At 59.4% G+C, this 15371-nt stretch carries 15 protein-coding genes; 7 read left to right on the top strand and 8 right to left on the bottom strand.

What is annotated here, in order from left to right; all coding sequences use genetic code 11:
* Positions 1 to 6 precede the first annotated feature (6 nt).
* The 3 genes from QN399_RS10805 to coaBC form a co-directional block, all read right to left on the bottom strand.
* Positions 7 to 2610 (bottom strand): phosphomannomutase/phosphoglucomutase, encoded by a 2604-nt coding sequence (locus QN399_RS10805; protein WP_330200928.1) that lies wholly within the window; start codon positions 2608 to 2610, stop codon positions 7 to 9.
* A 115-nt stretch (positions 2611 to 2725) separates the two neighbouring features.
* Positions 2726 to 3181 carry a dUTP diphosphatase gene (dut, locus tag QN399_RS10800; RefSeq protein WP_330200927.1) on the bottom strand — a complete coding sequence of 152 codons (456 nt, stop codon included), beginning with the start codon at positions 3179 to 3181 and terminating at the stop codon, positions 2726 to 2728.
* 6 nt (positions 3182 to 3187) lie between these two features.
* Positions 3188 to 4396 (bottom strand): bifunctional phosphopantothenoylcysteine decarboxylase/phosphopantothenate--cysteine ligase CoaBC, encoded by a 1209-nt coding sequence (gene coaBC / locus QN399_RS10795; protein ID WP_330200926.1) that lies wholly within the window; start codon positions 4394 to 4396, stop codon positions 3188 to 3190.
* A 131-nt stretch (positions 4397 to 4527) separates the two neighbouring features.
* Here coaBC and radC point away from each other — a divergent pair, with 131 nt between their 5' ends.
* Entirely contained in the window at positions 4528 to 5202 is a 675-nt protein-coding gene (gene radC, locus QN399_RS10790) for a DNA repair protein RadC (RefSeq protein ID WP_322176996.1), read from the top strand.
* Between the two features lie 79 nt (positions 5203 to 5281).
* Here the strand turns inward: radC and QN399_RS10785 are convergent, their stop codons facing one another.
* On the bottom strand, positions 5282 to 6880 hold the full coding sequence (locus tag QN399_RS10785; protein WP_330200925.1) for an ABC transporter substrate-binding protein: 1599 nt from the start codon (positions 6878 to 6880) through the stop codon (positions 5282 to 5284).
* A gap of 364 nt (positions 6881 to 7244) precedes the next feature.
* On the opposite strand from QN399_RS10785, the gene rpmB reads away from it, so the two are divergent.
* A complete protein-coding gene (gene rpmB, locus QN399_RS10780) occupies positions 7245 to 7481 on the top strand; it encodes a 50S ribosomal protein L28 (protein ID WP_219063049.1) in 237 nt (78 codons plus the stop codon).
* 11 nt (positions 7482 to 7492) lie between these two features.
* The gene (gene rpmG, locus QN399_RS10775; RefSeq protein WP_219063048.1) at positions 7493 to 7648 is read left to right on the top strand and encodes a 50S ribosomal protein L33; all 156 of its coding nucleotides are present in this window, start codon (positions 7493 to 7495) and stop codon (positions 7646 to 7648) included.
* Positions 7649 to 7728: 80 nt separating this feature from the next.
* Here the strand turns inward: rpmG and QN399_RS10770 are convergent, their stop codons facing one another.
* Positions 7729 to 8091 carry a cupin domain-containing protein gene (locus QN399_RS10770; RefSeq protein WP_330200924.1) on the bottom strand — a complete coding sequence of 121 codons (363 nt, stop codon included), beginning with the start codon at positions 8089 to 8091 and terminating at the stop codon, positions 7729 to 7731.
* Between the two features lie 169 nt (positions 8092 to 8260).
* On the opposite strand from QN399_RS10770, the gene QN399_RS10765 reads away from it, so the two are divergent.
* Both QN399_RS10765 and QN399_RS10760 read left to right on the top strand, forming a co-directional pair.
* Complete coding sequence (locus tag QN399_RS10765; protein ID WP_330200923.1) at positions 8261 to 9754, top strand: aldehyde dehydrogenase; 1494 nt, start codon at positions 8261 to 8263, stop codon at positions 9752 to 9754.
* A 174-nt stretch (positions 9755 to 9928) separates the two neighbouring features.
* Entirely contained in the window at positions 9929 to 11074 is a 1146-nt protein-coding gene (locus tag QN399_RS10760; RefSeq protein WP_219063045.1) for an MFS transporter, read from the top strand.
* Positions 11075 to 11112: 38 nt separating this feature from the next.
* Here QN399_RS10760 and QN399_RS10755 read toward each other — a convergent pair whose 3' ends face one another.
* The gene (locus tag QN399_RS10755) at positions 11113 to 12546 is read right to left on the bottom strand and encodes a PLP-dependent aminotransferase family protein (RefSeq protein ID WP_322176992.1); all 1434 of its coding nucleotides are present in this window, start codon (positions 12544 to 12546) and stop codon (positions 11113 to 11115) included.
* A 177-nt stretch (positions 12547 to 12723) separates the two neighbouring features.
* Here QN399_RS10755 and QN399_RS10750 point away from each other — a divergent pair, with 177 nt between their 5' ends.
* On the top strand, positions 12724 to 12957 hold the full coding sequence (locus QN399_RS10750) for a DUF1127 domain-containing protein (protein WP_330200922.1): 234 nt from the start codon (positions 12724 to 12726) through the stop codon (positions 12955 to 12957).
* Between the two features lie 14 nt (positions 12958 to 12971).
* On the opposite strand, the gene QN399_RS10745 is transcribed toward QN399_RS10750, so the two are convergent.
* Entirely contained in the window at positions 12972 to 14285 is a 1314-nt protein-coding gene (locus QN399_RS10745; RefSeq protein ID WP_322176990.1) for an FAD-binding oxidoreductase, read from the bottom strand.
* 149 nt (positions 14286 to 14434) lie between these two features.
* Between QN399_RS10745 and QN399_RS10740 the strand changes: the two genes are divergently transcribed.
* Positions 14435 to 14788, top strand: coding sequence for a YkgJ family cysteine cluster protein (locus QN399_RS10740; RefSeq protein WP_219063041.1), 354 nt, complete (start codon positions 14435 to 14437; stop codon positions 14786 to 14788).
* Between the two features lie 3 nt (positions 14789 to 14791).
* Here the strand turns inward: QN399_RS10740 and dadR are convergent, their stop codons facing one another.
* Positions 14792 to 15280, bottom strand: coding sequence for a transcriptional regulator DadR (gene dadR / locus QN399_RS10735; RefSeq protein ID WP_219063040.1), 489 nt, complete (start codon positions 15278 to 15280; stop codon positions 14792 to 14794).
* Positions 15281 to 15371: the final 91 nt, after the last annotated feature.

Genomic DNA, 15371 nt, shown 5'->3' with positions numbered 1-15371 from the left:
GTTCATTCAAAACGGTAATTTGAGGTCGGGCGCAACGTTCTTGAGCTGGGCGTGGAACACGTCCTTGATGCGCTGCAATTCGGCTTCAGTATCGGCCTCGAAGCGTAATACCAAGACCGGCGTGGTGTTGGATGCACGCACCAGACCCCAGCCTTTGGGGTAGTCCACTCGCACACCATCAATGCTGGTCAACTGTGCGTCGCCCCATTGGGCATCGCGTTGCAGCGCTTCAATGATGCTGAACTTGGTCACGTCCGTCACATCGATATTGATTTCCGGTGTGGAAATATCATTCGGGAAGGTCGCGAAGACTTCTTCAGCGGTGCCTTTCTCCTGGCTGAGAATTTCCAGCAGGCGTGCCGCGCTGTAGATGCCGTCGTCGAAACCGAACCAGCGTTCCTTGAAGAAGATGTGCCCGCTCATTTCGCCTGCCAGCAGCGCACCGCTTTCGCGCATCTTCTTTTTGATCAGCGAGTGACCGGTCTTCCACATCACCGGACGACCGCCGTATTCGCGGATCAACGGGGTCAGGCGGCGGGTGCATTTGACGTCGAAAATGATATCGGCACCGGGATTGCGTGACACTACATCTTTGGCGAACAGCATCAACAAGCGATCCGGGAACACGATGTTGCCGGTGTTGGTGACGACGCCTACGCGGTCACCGTCACCGTCGAAGGCCAGGCCCAGGTCGGCACCGGTTTCCTTGACCTTGGCGATCAGGTCAACGAGGTTTTCCGGTTTGCCTGGATCAGGGTGGTGGTTCGGGAAGTTGCCGTCGACGTCGCAGAACAGCGGGATGATTTCGCAGTTCAGGGCTTCAAGCAGTTGCGGAGCGATGACGCCCGCCGCGCCGTTTCCACAGTCGACCACGACCTTCATGCGTCGGGCGAGGACAACGTCTTCGGTGATTTGCTTGAAGTAGCGATCAAGAATGTCGACTTTCTCGATGCTGCCTTTGCCGGTGGTCAGATCGTTGGTTTTCAGGCGCGTGTGCAAAGCCTGGATCTGTTCATTGGCCAGGGTGTCGCCAGCAATGACGATCTTGAAGCCGTTGTAGTCTCGCGGGTTGTGGCTGCCGGTCAGCATCACACCGGTTTTACCGGCAAGCACGTTGGCGGCGTAATAGAGCGCAGGGGTCGGTACCAGGCCGACATCGCTGACGTGGCAGCCGCTGTCGTGCAGGCCCTGAATCAGTTGCTGTACCAGTTCCGGGCCGGACAGGCGGCCATCGCGGCCTACGGAGACGTTAGGTTCATTCTTGGCCAGACTCTCGGAGCCGATGGCGCGACCAATCCAGTAAGCCGTTTCTGCGAAGAGGGTGTCACCGACGACGCCACGAATATCGTAGGCGCGGAAGATGGTGTCAGGAAATTTAGGTGCCACCAATGCTGTACTGCTCATAACTGGGGGGTGCTCCAATCTCAGGAAATCCTGGTTTTCGTCGAGGAAGTCGATATCGAGAATGTCGGTATCTTGAAACAGCGGATCGACCCACTCAGTACGCGGGGCATTGGGCTGAGTCGACGCTGGGGCACTGCTTGTCGCTAAGTCGTTATTGAAGCTGTTCTTGTCACGTGATGCGCCTTGGACCGTGGTCGATGGCGCATTGCGCAGCGAAAATCTGGCCAGGCTTTGGGCCAGCCCGTTCAGGGCCGGCAGGCTTAATCCGAAAGCTTTGACGGCTTTTCCGCCTGAGAGTTCTTGAAGCAGTTGGTCCAGCTGTCGGGCATCTGCCGAAATGCGGCGCTGCAAGGCACTGTCGTTGAGGTACAGCCCAAGCACGACACCGGCTAGAGCGACCAGCGCCGCCAGTGCCAGAAACAGCCAGGGCACTGATGAGTCGAGCGCCGGGCCCGGCGTGAAGTCGAGCTTCCAGTTGGGCTGGCCGGTATCGAACGCCTGTGACGAACCTGCTGCAGGCTGACCGCGTTGTAGCAGAACTTGCCCGGGACTGGCGCCGAACTGTTGGGTTACCTGGACCTGACCAATATCAGCGAGCAAAACCGGCAGCGCGCTCAGCACCCGTTGCAGGTCGAACGCCAGCAACAGCGTGCCGGTGATCGGTGCGCCCGGGCTCGCCCGTAGCGGTGCAACGCTATAGACCAGCCAGCGCTCGCCGACTTTGCGCGCTTCGGGGGAGGGCGTCTGGCCGAGTGCGGCTTTGTTGAGCATGTCCAGGGTGGAAAAATTCACCGGCACGGGAGCTTGTGCATCCACGTCGGTCCGGCCGAGAGGGTTGAGCCGTGCGCCCACCACACTGTCGTGATAGCGCAGCTGATTTTCAGCCTGGCTGATCGAGGTCGGGTCTTTGCTTTGCAGTGCTTGAGTAAGTGCGCCGTCGAGCGCGGCGGCTTGCGTCTCGGCGTTCAGTTGTTTGAGTGCCAGGCCCAAGGCGCTGGCCTGGCTAGAACCCCAAGCCTGGCTGAGCCGGGTTTGCTGGTGCGGCTGGCTGAATAACGCCAGCCACAACAACACGCTGGCCGTGAGTAGCCCTGCGACAGCCGAAACAAGGCCGGGCGAAAGAATGGGCTGACGGGAAGCCGATGACGGGCTGTCGGGGGGTTGCGAGTGATTGTTTGCTGTGGCAGTGCGGTTAAAGCCTTTCACATCACCTCTCCCCGGTATTCATCCTGAATCGCAAAGGGTCTTTCCTGAGCCGTTTGGTGCCCGTTAGAGCCCAAACGGCCGGGTCAGGGTTCAAGTGGCCATTTTAGACGGTGTTTCAGTGGCTGCCTGAGTGACCAAAACCGCCAGCACCACGCTGGCTTTCGTCGAACTCTTCGACCAACTCGAAGTGCGCTTGTACGACCGGCACCAGCACCAGTTGAGCAAGGCGTTCGCCGATTGAGATTTTGAAGGCGGTCTGGCCGCGATTCCAGCAGGACACCATCAACTCGCCCTGGTAATCGGAGTCAATCAAACCGACCAGATTGCCCAGCACGATGCCGTGTTTATGGCCAAGGCCCGAGCGCGGCAGAATCAACGCGGCGAGACCGGGATCGCCAATGTAAATCGACAGCCCTGTGGGGATCAGCAGGGTCTGGCCCGGTTCGATGATCGTGTCTTCTTGCAGCATCGCGCGCAGGTCGAGACCGGCGGAGCCCTCGGTGGCGTAGGCCGGAAGAGGGAAGTCGCTACCAATGCGGGGGTCGAGGATCTTGGCTTGTAAAGCATACATGCGTGATTAAACCTGGTTCAGACGGTCGGCGATAAAAGTGATCAGCTGGCGGGCAATCTTGCCTTTGCTGGTCTGGGCAAAAAAAGTTTCGTGCAGTGCCCGGTCAATCACGCTGCACGCATTCTCCTCGCTATTGAAACCGATGCTGGGGTTAGCCACATCGTTGGCGACGATCAGGTCCAGGTTCTTGTCCTTGAGCTTGCGTGCGGCGTAGTCGAGCAGATGTTCGGTTTCGGCAGCGAAGCCGACACTGAATGGACGGTCCGGGCGGCCAGCAATGGTGGCAAGAATGTCTGGGTTGCGGACCATCTGCAACAACAGGCCGTCACCGTTGTTGGGGTCTTTTTTGAGCTTGTGCGGTGCGACCACTTCGGGGCGGTAATCGGCCACCGCTGCGGAGGCGATAAACAGATCGCAGGGGATCGCGGCTTCGCAGGCGGCGAGCATGTCGCGCGCACTGACTACGTCGATCCGGGTGACGCGGTCCGGGGTTGGCAGATTGACCGGGCCGGTGATCAAGGTCACCCGTGCGCCAGCTTCAACCGCCGCTTCGGCCAAGGCAAACCCCATTTTCCCCGAGCTGTGGTTGGTGATGTAGCGCACGGGGTCGATGTTTTCCTGAGTCGGGCCGGCGGTGATCAGGACGTGCCTGCCGGTCAGCGACTCGCGCCGGAAACAATCGGCGGCGCGTTGCACCAGTTCGTCCGCTTCGAGCATGCGGCCAAAGCCGACATCACCGCAGGCCTGGCTGCCCGATGCTGGACCGAACATGCGCATGCCGCGTTCTTCGAGCAGGTGGGTGTTGGCCTGCGTCGCTGGATCGCGCCACATCGCCTGGTTCATTGCCGGCGCAATCGCTACAGAGGCATCAGTGGCCAGCACGACGGTGGTCAACAGGTCATTGGCAATGCCTTGGGCCAGGCGCGCGATCAGGTCGGCGGTGGCCGGGGCGATCAGCACCAGGTCGGCCCACTTGGCCAGCTCGATATGACCCATGGCGGCTTCTGCTGCCGGGTCGAGCAAATCCATGTGCACCGGATTACCGGACAAGGCTTGCATGGTCAGAGGTGTGATGAACTCACTGCCGCCGCGGGTCATGACAACACGCACTTCTGCACCCTGGTCGCGTAACCGACGGACCAGCTCGGCGCTCTTGTAGGCGGCGATGCCGCCGCCGACGCCGAGAACGATGCGTTTTCGATACAGCCGCTGCATAGGCGTGCCTTTTAGTCGAGTGAACGCGACGGCGATGACGCCTCCCCAGGCCAGATCGCCGCGCAAAAAGATGGGCTAAGATAGCACAGCGACCGCACGGGAACAGCGGTCCCCACACACATGGAGGTGCTATGAGTATTCGTGATTGGCCTGCGGCCGAGCGTCCGCGGGAGAAGCTTCTTGAGCAGGGGGCGGCGAGCCTTTCCGATGCCGAACTGTTGGCGATTTTTTTGCGCACGGGTGTTACCGGAAAAAGCGCCGTGGACCTTGCGCGACATTTGCTGAAGCAATTCGGCAGCCTCAGATCGTTGCTGGAGGCTGACCTGCAAACCTTCTGTCTGGAGTTGGGGCTGGGCCCGGCAAAGTTCGCACAGTTGCAGGCGGTGATGGAGATGTCTCGTCGGCATATGGCCGAACGTTTGAAGCGCGATTCAAGCCTGGAGAACCCGCAAGGGGTGCGCGATTACCTCAAGGCGCAGCTCAGGCACGAGCCGCACGAGGTTTTCGCCTGCCTGTTTCTGGACACCAAGCATCGGGTGTTGGCGTTCGAGGCGTTGTTTCGAGGGTCGATCAGCTGCGCCGAGGTCCATCCCCGGCAAGTGGTCAAGCGCGCCCTGGCGCACAATGCGGCGGCGTTGATCCTGTGCCACAACCATCCGTCCGGCGTGCCCGACCCCAGCGAGGATGACTGCAAGCTGACCCACCTGCTCAAGGACGCCCTGGACATGATCGACGTGAAGGTGCTCGATCACTTCATCATCGGTGATGGCGACCCGTTGTCGATGGTGGAAGCCGGCTTGATGTGAGAAGTACAGGCCGCGCACGGTGGGTGCGCGGCCTGTTGGTCGTACGAAAAGTGTACAGCGCGCTATTTTCGTTCTGTATCTACTTCAATGTGACGTGGGAAAAGTCCTGGCGACCGAATGGACTCACCTGATAACCCTGTACGTCTTTGCGCGTCAGTGCGGCAGCGGTGGGGTGTGCCAGCGGCAGCCACAAGGCCTGTTGCTGGATTTGCGTCTGAGCCTTGAGGTACAAGGCGCTGCGCTCGGCTTGATCGCTGGTGGCTTTGCCTGCGCTGATCAGTTTGTCCAGGCCCTGGTCGCAATAACGGGCGAAGTTGGTCCCTGAGGTCACGGCGGCGCAGGAGAACTGCGGTGTCAGGAAGTTATCTGGATCGCCGTTATCGCCTGCCCAGCCCATGAACAGCAGGTCATGCTCGCCAGCCTTGGCGCGACGAATCAACTCGCCCCACTCGATGACCTTGATCTCGGCTTTGATCCCGACTGCAGCCAGGTCTGCCTGCAACAATTGCGCGCCGAGACTTGGGTTAGGGTTGAGCAAACTGCCGGATGGGCGAGTCCAGATCGTGGTTTTGAAGCCATCCTTGATACCGGCTTTGGCCAGCAACTCACGGGCTTTGGCCTGATTATGCTGATAGCCGGGAAGGTCTTTGGCGTAGCTCCAGGTGTTGGGCGGATAAACCCCGGTCGCGTTTTCAGCGGTGTTTTCGAATACCGCTTTGAGGTAGCTGTTTTTATCGAAAGCGAGGTTGATCGCCTGGCGAACTTCAGGCTTGTCCAGCGGCGGGTGCTGGCTGTTGATCGCGACAAAAGCGGTCATGAACGCTGCGGTTTTTTCGATTTTCAGCTGTGGGTCTTTGCTGGCAGCCTGAATATCCAGAGGTTTGGGTGAAAGGGCGATCTGGCACTCGTTCTGGCGGATTTTCTGCAGTCGCACGTTGGCGTCCGGCGTGATCGCATACACCAGCGCGTCAACGGCAGGCTTGCCGCTGAAGTAGTCCGGGTTGGCGACATAACGCACCACAGCGTCCTTCTGAAAGCGCTTGAAGACGAATGGGCCGGTACCGATGGGCTGGCTGTTGAGCTTTTCCGGGGTGCCCGCCTTCAGCAGCTGCGCGGTGTATTCGGCGGAATAGATCGACGCAAAGCCCATGCTCAGCGTTGCCAGGAAGGTCGAATCCGGGTGGTTGAGGGTAAAGCGGACGGTGAGAGCGTCAGGTGCTTCTATATTCTTGATCAGTGTGGGTAACTGCATCGATTGTGCATGTGGAAAGCCGCTTTGGGCGACCTTGTGCCACGGGTTGGCCGGGTCGAGCATGCGCTGGAAGCTGAATTGCACATCTTCTGCGGTCAGGTCACGGGTCGGATTGAAGTAATCAGTGTGGTGAAACTTCACTCCGGCGCGTAGTTTGAAGTCGTAGATCAGGCCATCCGCCGAGACACTCCAGCTTTCAGACAGACTGGGCAGCAGTTTGCCGCTCTGCGCATCAAACTCCACCAAACGGTTCATGAGCACGTCGGCGGAGGCGTTGGTCGTCGTCAGCGAGTTGTACTGCACGACATCAAACCCTTCGGGGCTGGCTTCGGTGCAGACGCTGAGGGTGGTCGCAGCCTGAGCCGGCAATGTGCTGAAAAAGGGCGCGAGCAGGAGCGAAAGGGCTGCGAAACGCGTAAAACGCATGGCGATATTCCTGTCAGAGAGGGCCCCATCTGCGGGCGCAGTCTGGTGAGAGACTCACCCTAGACTATGCATCGGCGCAGGACAATCCGTCTGGTGCGACGAGCGGTATGTTTCTTGCCGCGCCCGCCCAGGTTGAGCCTGAAGGCAAAACACGGTCTGCCAAAACAAGGTAATGTGCATGCGCTGTTGTTGCACCTCGGTGTTTCTGGTATAAAGCAGCGCTCTTTTCTAGGGGCCCGGTTCCTTCGTTTGTAGGTGTGGCCGGTAAGACCCCTAAAGAAACGCGGCGCCTGGCGCCAAATGACTGAGAGATTAAGCGGCCAACCCATGCCGGGTTGGGCATGTGGTTTTAGAGGGCTGAGGCATGTCGAGAGTATGTCAAGTTACCGGTAAGGGTCCGGTAACCGGGAATAACATTTCCCACGCAAACAACAAAACCCGTCGTCGTTTCCTGCCGAACCTGCAGCATCACCGCTTCTGGGTCGAGTCCGAGAATCGTTTTGTGCGTCTGCGCGTATCTGCCAAAGGCATGCGTATCATCGACAAGCGTGGCATTGATGTCATTCTTCTCGAAATTCGCGCCAATGGCGCTAAGGTCTAAGGGAGATAGTCATGCGTGAATTGATCCGTTTGGTGTCGAGCGCTAACACAGGCCATTTCTACACCACCGATAAGAACAAACGCACCACTCCGGACAAAATCGAAATTAAAAAATTCGATCCGGTTGCTCGTAAGCACGTGATCTACAAAGAAGCCAAAATCAAGTAATTGATTTCGCTTCTTACAAAAAAACCCGCCTGAGAAGGCGGGTTTTTTTGTGCCTGAATTTCAGTGAAAGCAGCTGTTGCTCAGACCTTTTGTTCGAACACCACATACACCTTGCGACAGGCTTCCAGCACTTCCCAGGTGCCTTTGAAGCCCGCAGGAATCACAAAGCGATCACCGGCACGCAGGGTTTTGGCGTTGCCATCCTCGTCGCGTAGCACCGATACGCCCTGCACGATTTCGCAATACTCATGTTCGGTGTAATTCACCGTCCATTGACCGATTGCACCTTCCCAAACGCCAGCGCTGAGTTGGCCGCAGGGGCTGTTGTAATGGTTGTAGACGGTTTGCTCCGGGTTGCCCTTGAGGATTTTTTCTGGCGCGGGCACGTAGCGTTCTGGCGTGGTGTTGGCCTGGCTGAAGTCGACAATATTTTCGATGTTCATCGTGATTCGCTCCCCGCTAACGCGTTTCATGTTGAATAAAATGAACAACAAAACGCCGTTTGGCCTGAAGTGTCAAATATATTGGAAATTTCCCAGTCACTTGGTTTAGGGTGGGGTTTGCCCTTGGCTGATGCCATCCGTATTCAAAAAACAACAGGAGGACACTCGTATGACCACCCTGACTCGTGCTGACTGGGAACAGCGTGCCAAAGATCTGAAGATCGAAGGCCGTGCTTACATCAACGGTGAATACACCGCTGCGGTTTCTGGCGCCACCTTCGAATGCATCAGCCCTGTCGATGGCCGCGTCCTGGCACAGGTTGCCAGCTGCGAGGCTGCCGATGCCCAGCGTGCTGTCGACAGTGCCCGCGCTACGTTCAACTCTGGCGTGTGGTCACGTCTGGCCCCTGTCAAACGCAAGGCGGCGATGATCCGTTTTGCCGGTCTGTTGAAACAGAACGCTGAAGAATTGGCCCTGCTCGAAACCCTCGACATGGGCAAGCCGATCAGCGACTCGTTGAGCATTGATGTCCCTGGAGCCGCCCAGGCGCTGAGCTGGAGCGGTGAAGCGATCGACAAAATTTACGACGAAGTGGCCGCCACGCCCCATGACCAACTGGGTCTGGTGACGCGCGAACCCATCGGTGTTGTGGCGGCCATCGTGCCGTGGAACTTCCCGCTGATGATGGCCTGCTGGAAACTCGGTCCAGCGCTGTCCACTGGCAACTCGGTCATCCTCAAACCGTCGGAAAAATCTCCGTTGACCGCTATTCGCATCGCCCAACTGGCGGTTGAAGCCGGTATCCCGGCGGGCGTGCTCAACGTTCTGCCTGGCTATGGTCATACCGTCGGCAAGGCGCTGGCCTTGCACATGGATGTCGATACGCTGGTCTTCACCGGCTCGACCAGAACCGCCAAGCAATTGCTGATCTATTCCGGCGAGTCGAACATGAAGCGCATCTGGCTGGAAGCCGGTGGCAAGAGCCCGAATATCGTATTTGCCGACGCACCGGATCTGCAAGCCGCCGCCGAATCGGCTGCTGGCGCTATCGCCTTCAACCAGGGCGAAGTGTGCACTGCGGGTTCGCGTCTGCTGGTCGAACGGTCGATCAAGGACACGTTCCTGCCGCTGGTGATCGAAGCACTCAAGGCCTGGAAGCCAGGTAATCCGCTGGACCCGCAAACCAATGTGGGGGCGGTGGTCGACACCCAGCAGCTGAACACGGTGTTGTCTTACATCGAGTCGGGTCATGCCGATGGCGCCACGTTGGTCGCAGGCGGCAAGCGCACGCTGCAGGAAACGGGCGGCACTTATGTTGAGCCGACGATTTTTGACGGCGTCAGCAATGCGATGAAAATCGCTCAGGAAGAAATTTTCGGCCCAGTGCTGTCGGTGATTGCCTTCGATACCGTGGAAGAAGCTATCCAGATCGCCAACGACACGGCTTATGGCCTGGCGGCGGCTGTGTGGACCGCTAACCTGTCCAAGGCTCATCTGACGGCCAAGGCGCTGCGTGCCGGTAGCGTGTGGATCAACCAGTACGATGGCGGCGACATGACCGCACCGTTTGGCGGGTTCAAGCAGTCGGGCAACGGCCGCGATAAATCGCTGCATGCGTTCGACAAGTACACCGAGCTGAAGGCGACCTGGATCAAGTTGTAATCCGGCTAGGTCGCGAATGAATTCGCTCCTTCAGGGTTTTGATCCACTGTAGGCGCGAATAAACTCGCGCAAGCGGTGTGCAAGACAACCGAAAAGCAGCCGGGCTCTCCACATCAGGAAGCCCGGCTGTTTTGTTTTGATCGTCGGTACACGTTATCCACAGGAGCGTGGGCAATGCGTTGGGGTACTTATTTCGCTGTTCTGGCCTCGGTCTTGAGTGTCGGATTGGCCTTGGGCGTGAGCATGCCGTTGGTGTCCTTGCGCCTGGAAAGCTGGGGCTACGGTTCTTTTGCCATCGGGGTGATGGCGGCGATGCCGGCGATTGGCGTGCTGGTCGGGGCGAGTTTCGCCAGCCGCCTGGCCGCGCGCTTCGGGACGCCACTGTTGATGCGTCTGTGCTTGTGGGCCGGGGCGTTGTCCATCGGTTTGCTGGCCTTGTTGCCCAACTATTGGGTCTGGGTAGGGTTGCGTCTGTTGATCGGGGTCATCCTGACCATCGTGTTCATTCTTGGCGAAAGCTGGATCAATCAACTGGTGGTCGAGCGTTGGCGCGGCCGGTTGGTGGCGCTGTATGGCAGCAGCTATGCCCTGAGCCAACTGGCCGGCCCCCTGCTGCTGGGCATTATCGGCGCCGAAGCGGATTACGGTTTTTGGGTTGGCGTCGTGCTGCTGCTCTGTTCGCCGCTGTTGCTGCTGGGGCGTACCGGCGCGCCCAGCGCTGAAGCCTGCAACGTGACCTTCAGCGATCTGTTTGGCTTTTGCCGAGGACTGCCAGCGATTGCTTGGGCGGTGGCACTGTTCGCGGCGTTCGAGGCAATGATTCTGACCTTGCTGCCGATCTACTGCCTGCGCCAGGGCTTTACCCCGGAAGTCGCATTATTCATGGTCAGCACGGTGGTGGTCGGTGATGCGCTCCTGCAATTGCCGATTGGTGCGCTGGCTGACAGGGTTTCTCGACGCACGCTGTTTTCGGGCTGTGCGCTGTTACTCATGCTGTCGAGTCTGGCGATTCCGCTGCTGCTTGATACCGTGCTGATCTGGCCAGTGTGGGTGTTGTTCGGTGCCAGCGCCGGTGGGTTGTTCACCTTGTCGTTGATTCTGATCGGCGAGCGTTATCGCGATGATTCACTGGTTCGTGCCAACGCACACATCGCTCAGCTGTGGGGGATCGGCTGCTTGCTCGGGCCACTGGCGGCAGGCGCGGGCAGCCAATGGGTCAGTGGGCATGCCCTGCCATTGCTCATGGCCGCGGGTTCCTTCGGTCTGGTGATTTTGTCCCTGCGCCGTGGTGCGTTCGGGGCGCAGCCGGTCGTGGCTTAGAGCCCTTTTTTCCCTAGCCCCGCATGGCGGGGCAAACGTCAGTGGGTGGCCGGTTCCGTCTCGGCCAGCAGGCGGGTGATGGTCGAGCCTACTTTGCGCACGGCGTCCTCGATCTGCGCCGTCGGTTTGGCGGCGTAGTTCATCCGCAGGCAATTGCGGTACTTGCCGGACGCCGAGAAAATGCTGCCCACGGCGATCTGTACGCCTTGGTCGAGCAACGCGCGATTCAGGCGCAAGGTGTCGAAATCCTCAACCAGCTCAACCCACAGCATAAAACCGCCTTGGGGCCGACTGACACGGGTGCCTGCCGGAAAGTAGCGCATGACCCAATCGGTCATCTGGTCGCGACCGCGCTGATACTGCCCGCGCATCCGCCGCAAATGCGGTTCGTAGTGCCCAGATTCTAGAAATTCGGCAATCGCCAGTTGCGGTTGAGTGGCGGTCGAGCCGGTGCTGATGTATTTCATGTGCAGCACCCGCTCCAGATAGCGCCCCGGCGCGACCCAACCAATGCGCAGTCCTGGCGCCAGGGTTTTCGAGAACGAGCTGCACAGGAGGACGCGACCGTCTTCGTCGAAGGATTTGATCGTTCGCGGTCGGGGATAGTTGTAGGCCAGATCGCCATACACATCGTCTTCGATGATCGCCACATCAAAGCGTTGAGCGAGGCTCAGCAGGGCCCGCTTGCGCGCCTCGGGCATGATGTAGCCCAGCGGGTTGTTGCAGTTGGGGGTCAGTTGAATGGCTTTGATCGGCCACTGTTCCAGCGCCAGTTCCAGCGCATCGAGGCTGATGCCGGTAATGGGGTCGGTGGGGATTTCCAGGGCCTTCATGCCCAGGCCCTTGAGGGTCTGCATGGCGCCGTGAAAGCTTGGCGAGTCCACCGCCACGATGTCGCCCGGCTCGCAAACGGCGCGGATGCTGGTGGACAACGCTTCATGGCAGCCGGTGGTGATCACCAGATCGTTGGCCGAGAGCTGACACCCAGAATCCAGCAGCAGGCGCGCGACCTGATCGCGCAGGCTTTGGGTGCCGTAGATGTTGTCGTAATACAGCCCTGGCATGTCCTGGCGCCGACTGATCTTGGCCAGCGCGCGCAGCAGGGGTTTCAGGGTCGGGCTGCTGACGTCTGGCATGCCGCGCCCGAGCTGGATCACATTGGCATTGGGCACACTGCGGATCAGCTCGAGGACTTGTTCCCATTGGGAAATTTCGACGGGCCGTTGCGCCGGTCGTCCCACCACCGGCAGGGCGGGGATCGTACGTCCGGACGGGACGAAATAACCTGATTTAGGTTTCGGCGATGCCAGCCCGTTGTCTTCCAGCAAGCGATACGCCTGTTGCACGGTACTCAGGCTGACGCCGTGCTCCAGGCTCAGTGCGCGGACCGAGGGCAGCCGGTCTCCAGGGCGATAAAAACCGTTTTCAATGCGAGTGCCGAGCAGGGCGGCAAGATTGACGTAGAGCGTCATGGCGTACTCTCGATGGCGATCGATTCAGTTGACCAGTACAGATGCCGTCAAAATACAGGATTCAGCCTCGCGATGGGGTTGTCTGTATGGACGTAATAAGGTTTTTTTGAATCTGTAATGGATTTGCCCGGCCCGTCATCATGAAATCACACGAACGCGTGATGGAGGGATCAGGAAATGAACGGGTTGAGCGATGTACGGCTGATGCTGCATAGCCAGGAGCTGCATGAGGGGCGAGCGCCTTGCGTGCAGATGGGCTGCCCACCGGGGCTAAGCCGGTGGGGCGTGTTCCGCCATCGCTGGGTGACCCGCAAAGCGCTGCTTGATCTGGATGCCAATCAGTTGCGCGACGTTGGCATCAGCCTGGAGCAGGCCCGAGCCGAGGGCCTGAAGCCGTTCTGGAGAGGTTGAACCAAGCCTGGCGGTCAGCGCAGCGCTTTCAGCCGATGCCAGAGCATGCCCAGCGCCAGCAGCGGGGAGCGCAGGTGTTTGCCGCCAGGGAAGGTCATGTGCGGCACCTTGGCAAACAACTCGAAGCCGCTGCTGTGTTGCCCGCTGATGGCTTCTGCCAACAGCTTGCCGGCCAGGTGCGTGGCATTCACCCCGTGCCCGGAATAGGCTTGGGCGTAAAACACGTTGGGCTGGTCCTTGAGCCTGCCGATCTGCGGCAGGCGGTTGGCACCGATGCCGATCATGCCGCCCCATTGATAGTCGATCCTGGTCCCGGCCAGTTGAGGAAAGACCTCCAGCATTTTCGGCTGCATGTAGGCCGCGATGTCCTGCGGGTCGCGCCCCGAGTAATGACACGCACCGCCGAACAACAGGCGTCGGTCTGCGGAAAGCCGGTAATAATCCACCGTCACCCGTTGGTCGCAGACGGCCATGTTCTGTGGCAGCAACTCATGGGCCTGCGCCTCGCTGAGCGACTCGGTGGCGATGATGTAGCTGCCAGCGGGCAGCACTTTGCCGCTGAGTTCCGGGTTCAGATCATTCAGGTAGGCATTGCAGCCCAGCACCAGCGTATTGGCGCGCACCGAACCTTGAGTGGTGTGCACGCGCGCGCGCGGGCCGTACTCGATTCGCGTCACCGCTGAGTGCTCGAAAATCTGTACGCCCAGCGAGCGAGCGGCGGCGGCTTCGCCCAATGCCAGGTTCAGCGGGTGCAGATGGCCCGAGCCCATGTCGATCATGCCGCCGACGTAGCGGTCCGAGCCGACCACACTGTGCATCTCGTTCGCGTGCAGCAGGCGCAGTTCATGGCGATAGCCCAAGCTGCGCAATTCGTCTGCATCTTCGGCTAAGCCGTCGAGATCGCGCGGCTTGTTGGCGAGGTCGCAGTAGCCCCATGTCAGGTCGCAGTCGATCTGGTAGCGGGCGACGCGCTGGCGCACGATTTCCACCGCCTCCAGGCCCATGAGTTTCATCTGGCGCACGCCGTCGCTGCCAATCACGTTGTTGAACTGATCGAGGCCATGGCCGACGCCGCGAATAAGTTGCCCGCCATTGCGCCCGCTGGCACCCCAGCCGATTTTCCGCGCTTCCAGCAACGCCACGCTCAAGCCACGTTCTGCCAGTTCGATGGCCGTGTTCAGCCCGGAAAAGCCACCGCCGACTACGCACACATCGACGCTCAACTCGCCTGCCAGCGGCGGATGATCCGGTTGCGGATGGCTGCTGGCGGCGTAATAGGAAGCGGCATGCTGGTCGTTGGCGAGCGGTTGCTGAACGCGAGCGTTCATGAGGTTTATCCTGGTTTTTGTGTTTTGAAAATGTCATGCAGCATAGACGTGAGCTGCGCCGCCCAGCAAGGTTCGGTCGGGCGGCGCTGTCACCCGGGGCTCAAGTGAGGCAAAATTACGCCCTAGTCTTTCTTTCGGTAAACGCCTCGATGAGCTGCAACAGCCAGAAAATCCGCTTTCTTCGGCAGCAGATCCCGTCTTTCGAGTGCGTGCCCGGCTGCCACGACTGCTGCGGTCCGGTCACCACCTCATCTGAAGAGATGGCGCGCTTGCCGCGCAAAACCGCCGCAGAGCAAGAGGCGGCGATGGATGAGCTGAACTGTGTGCACCTGGGGCCAAATGGCTGCACGGTGTATGAAGAGCGTCCGCTGATCTGCCGGTTGTTCGGCACCACTCCGACCCTGCCATGCCCCAATGGCCGTCGGCCGGTCGAGATGATCCATCCCAAGGCGGAAAAGCAGATCCACGAATACATCGCGACTACGCGACAGGTGTTGGTGTAGAGGTCACTCCGGAATCGGCAAATTCAAACTCTCTTTCACTTCTTCCATGACGATGTAGCTCTTGGATTCGCGCACATGCGGCAGTTTGAGCAGGATATCGCCGAGTAGTTTGCGGTACGAAGCCATCTCTGAAATCCGCGCTTTCACCAGGTAATCGAAGTCACCGGACACTAGGTGGCACTCCAGCACGTGCGGCAGTTTGAGCACGGCGCGGCGGAACTCTTCGAAGGTGTCGCCGGACTTGTAGTCCAGGCTGATCTCGACGAACACCAGCAGGCTGGCCTTGAGGCTTTGCGGATTGAGTCGGGCGTTGTAGCCCATGATGATCCCTTCGCGCTCAAGCCTGCGGACCCTCTCAGTACAGGGCGTAGTCGACAATCCCACCCTTTCTCCCAGCTCGGTAAATGAGATCCGCCCGTCCGCCTGAAGGATGCGCAGGATGTTGCGGTCAATCTTGTCCAACTCACGTTTTGACTGGTGCTGGGTGCGCATGGGTAAACCCCCTCTACTAAAGCCATTTTTGCCGAGAATTCTCGCCAAATATAGGTGTTTATATAGTGAAAAGCACTGGTCATTGCTTTTT

It is taken from the genome of Pseudomonas sp. 10C3, from assembly GCF_036346185.1.
In the GTDB taxonomy this organism is placed as follows: Bacteria; Pseudomonadota; Gammaproteobacteria; order Pseudomonadales; family Pseudomonadaceae; genus Aquipseudomonas.
This window is presented reverse-complemented; position numbering and strand designations above follow the sequence as displayed.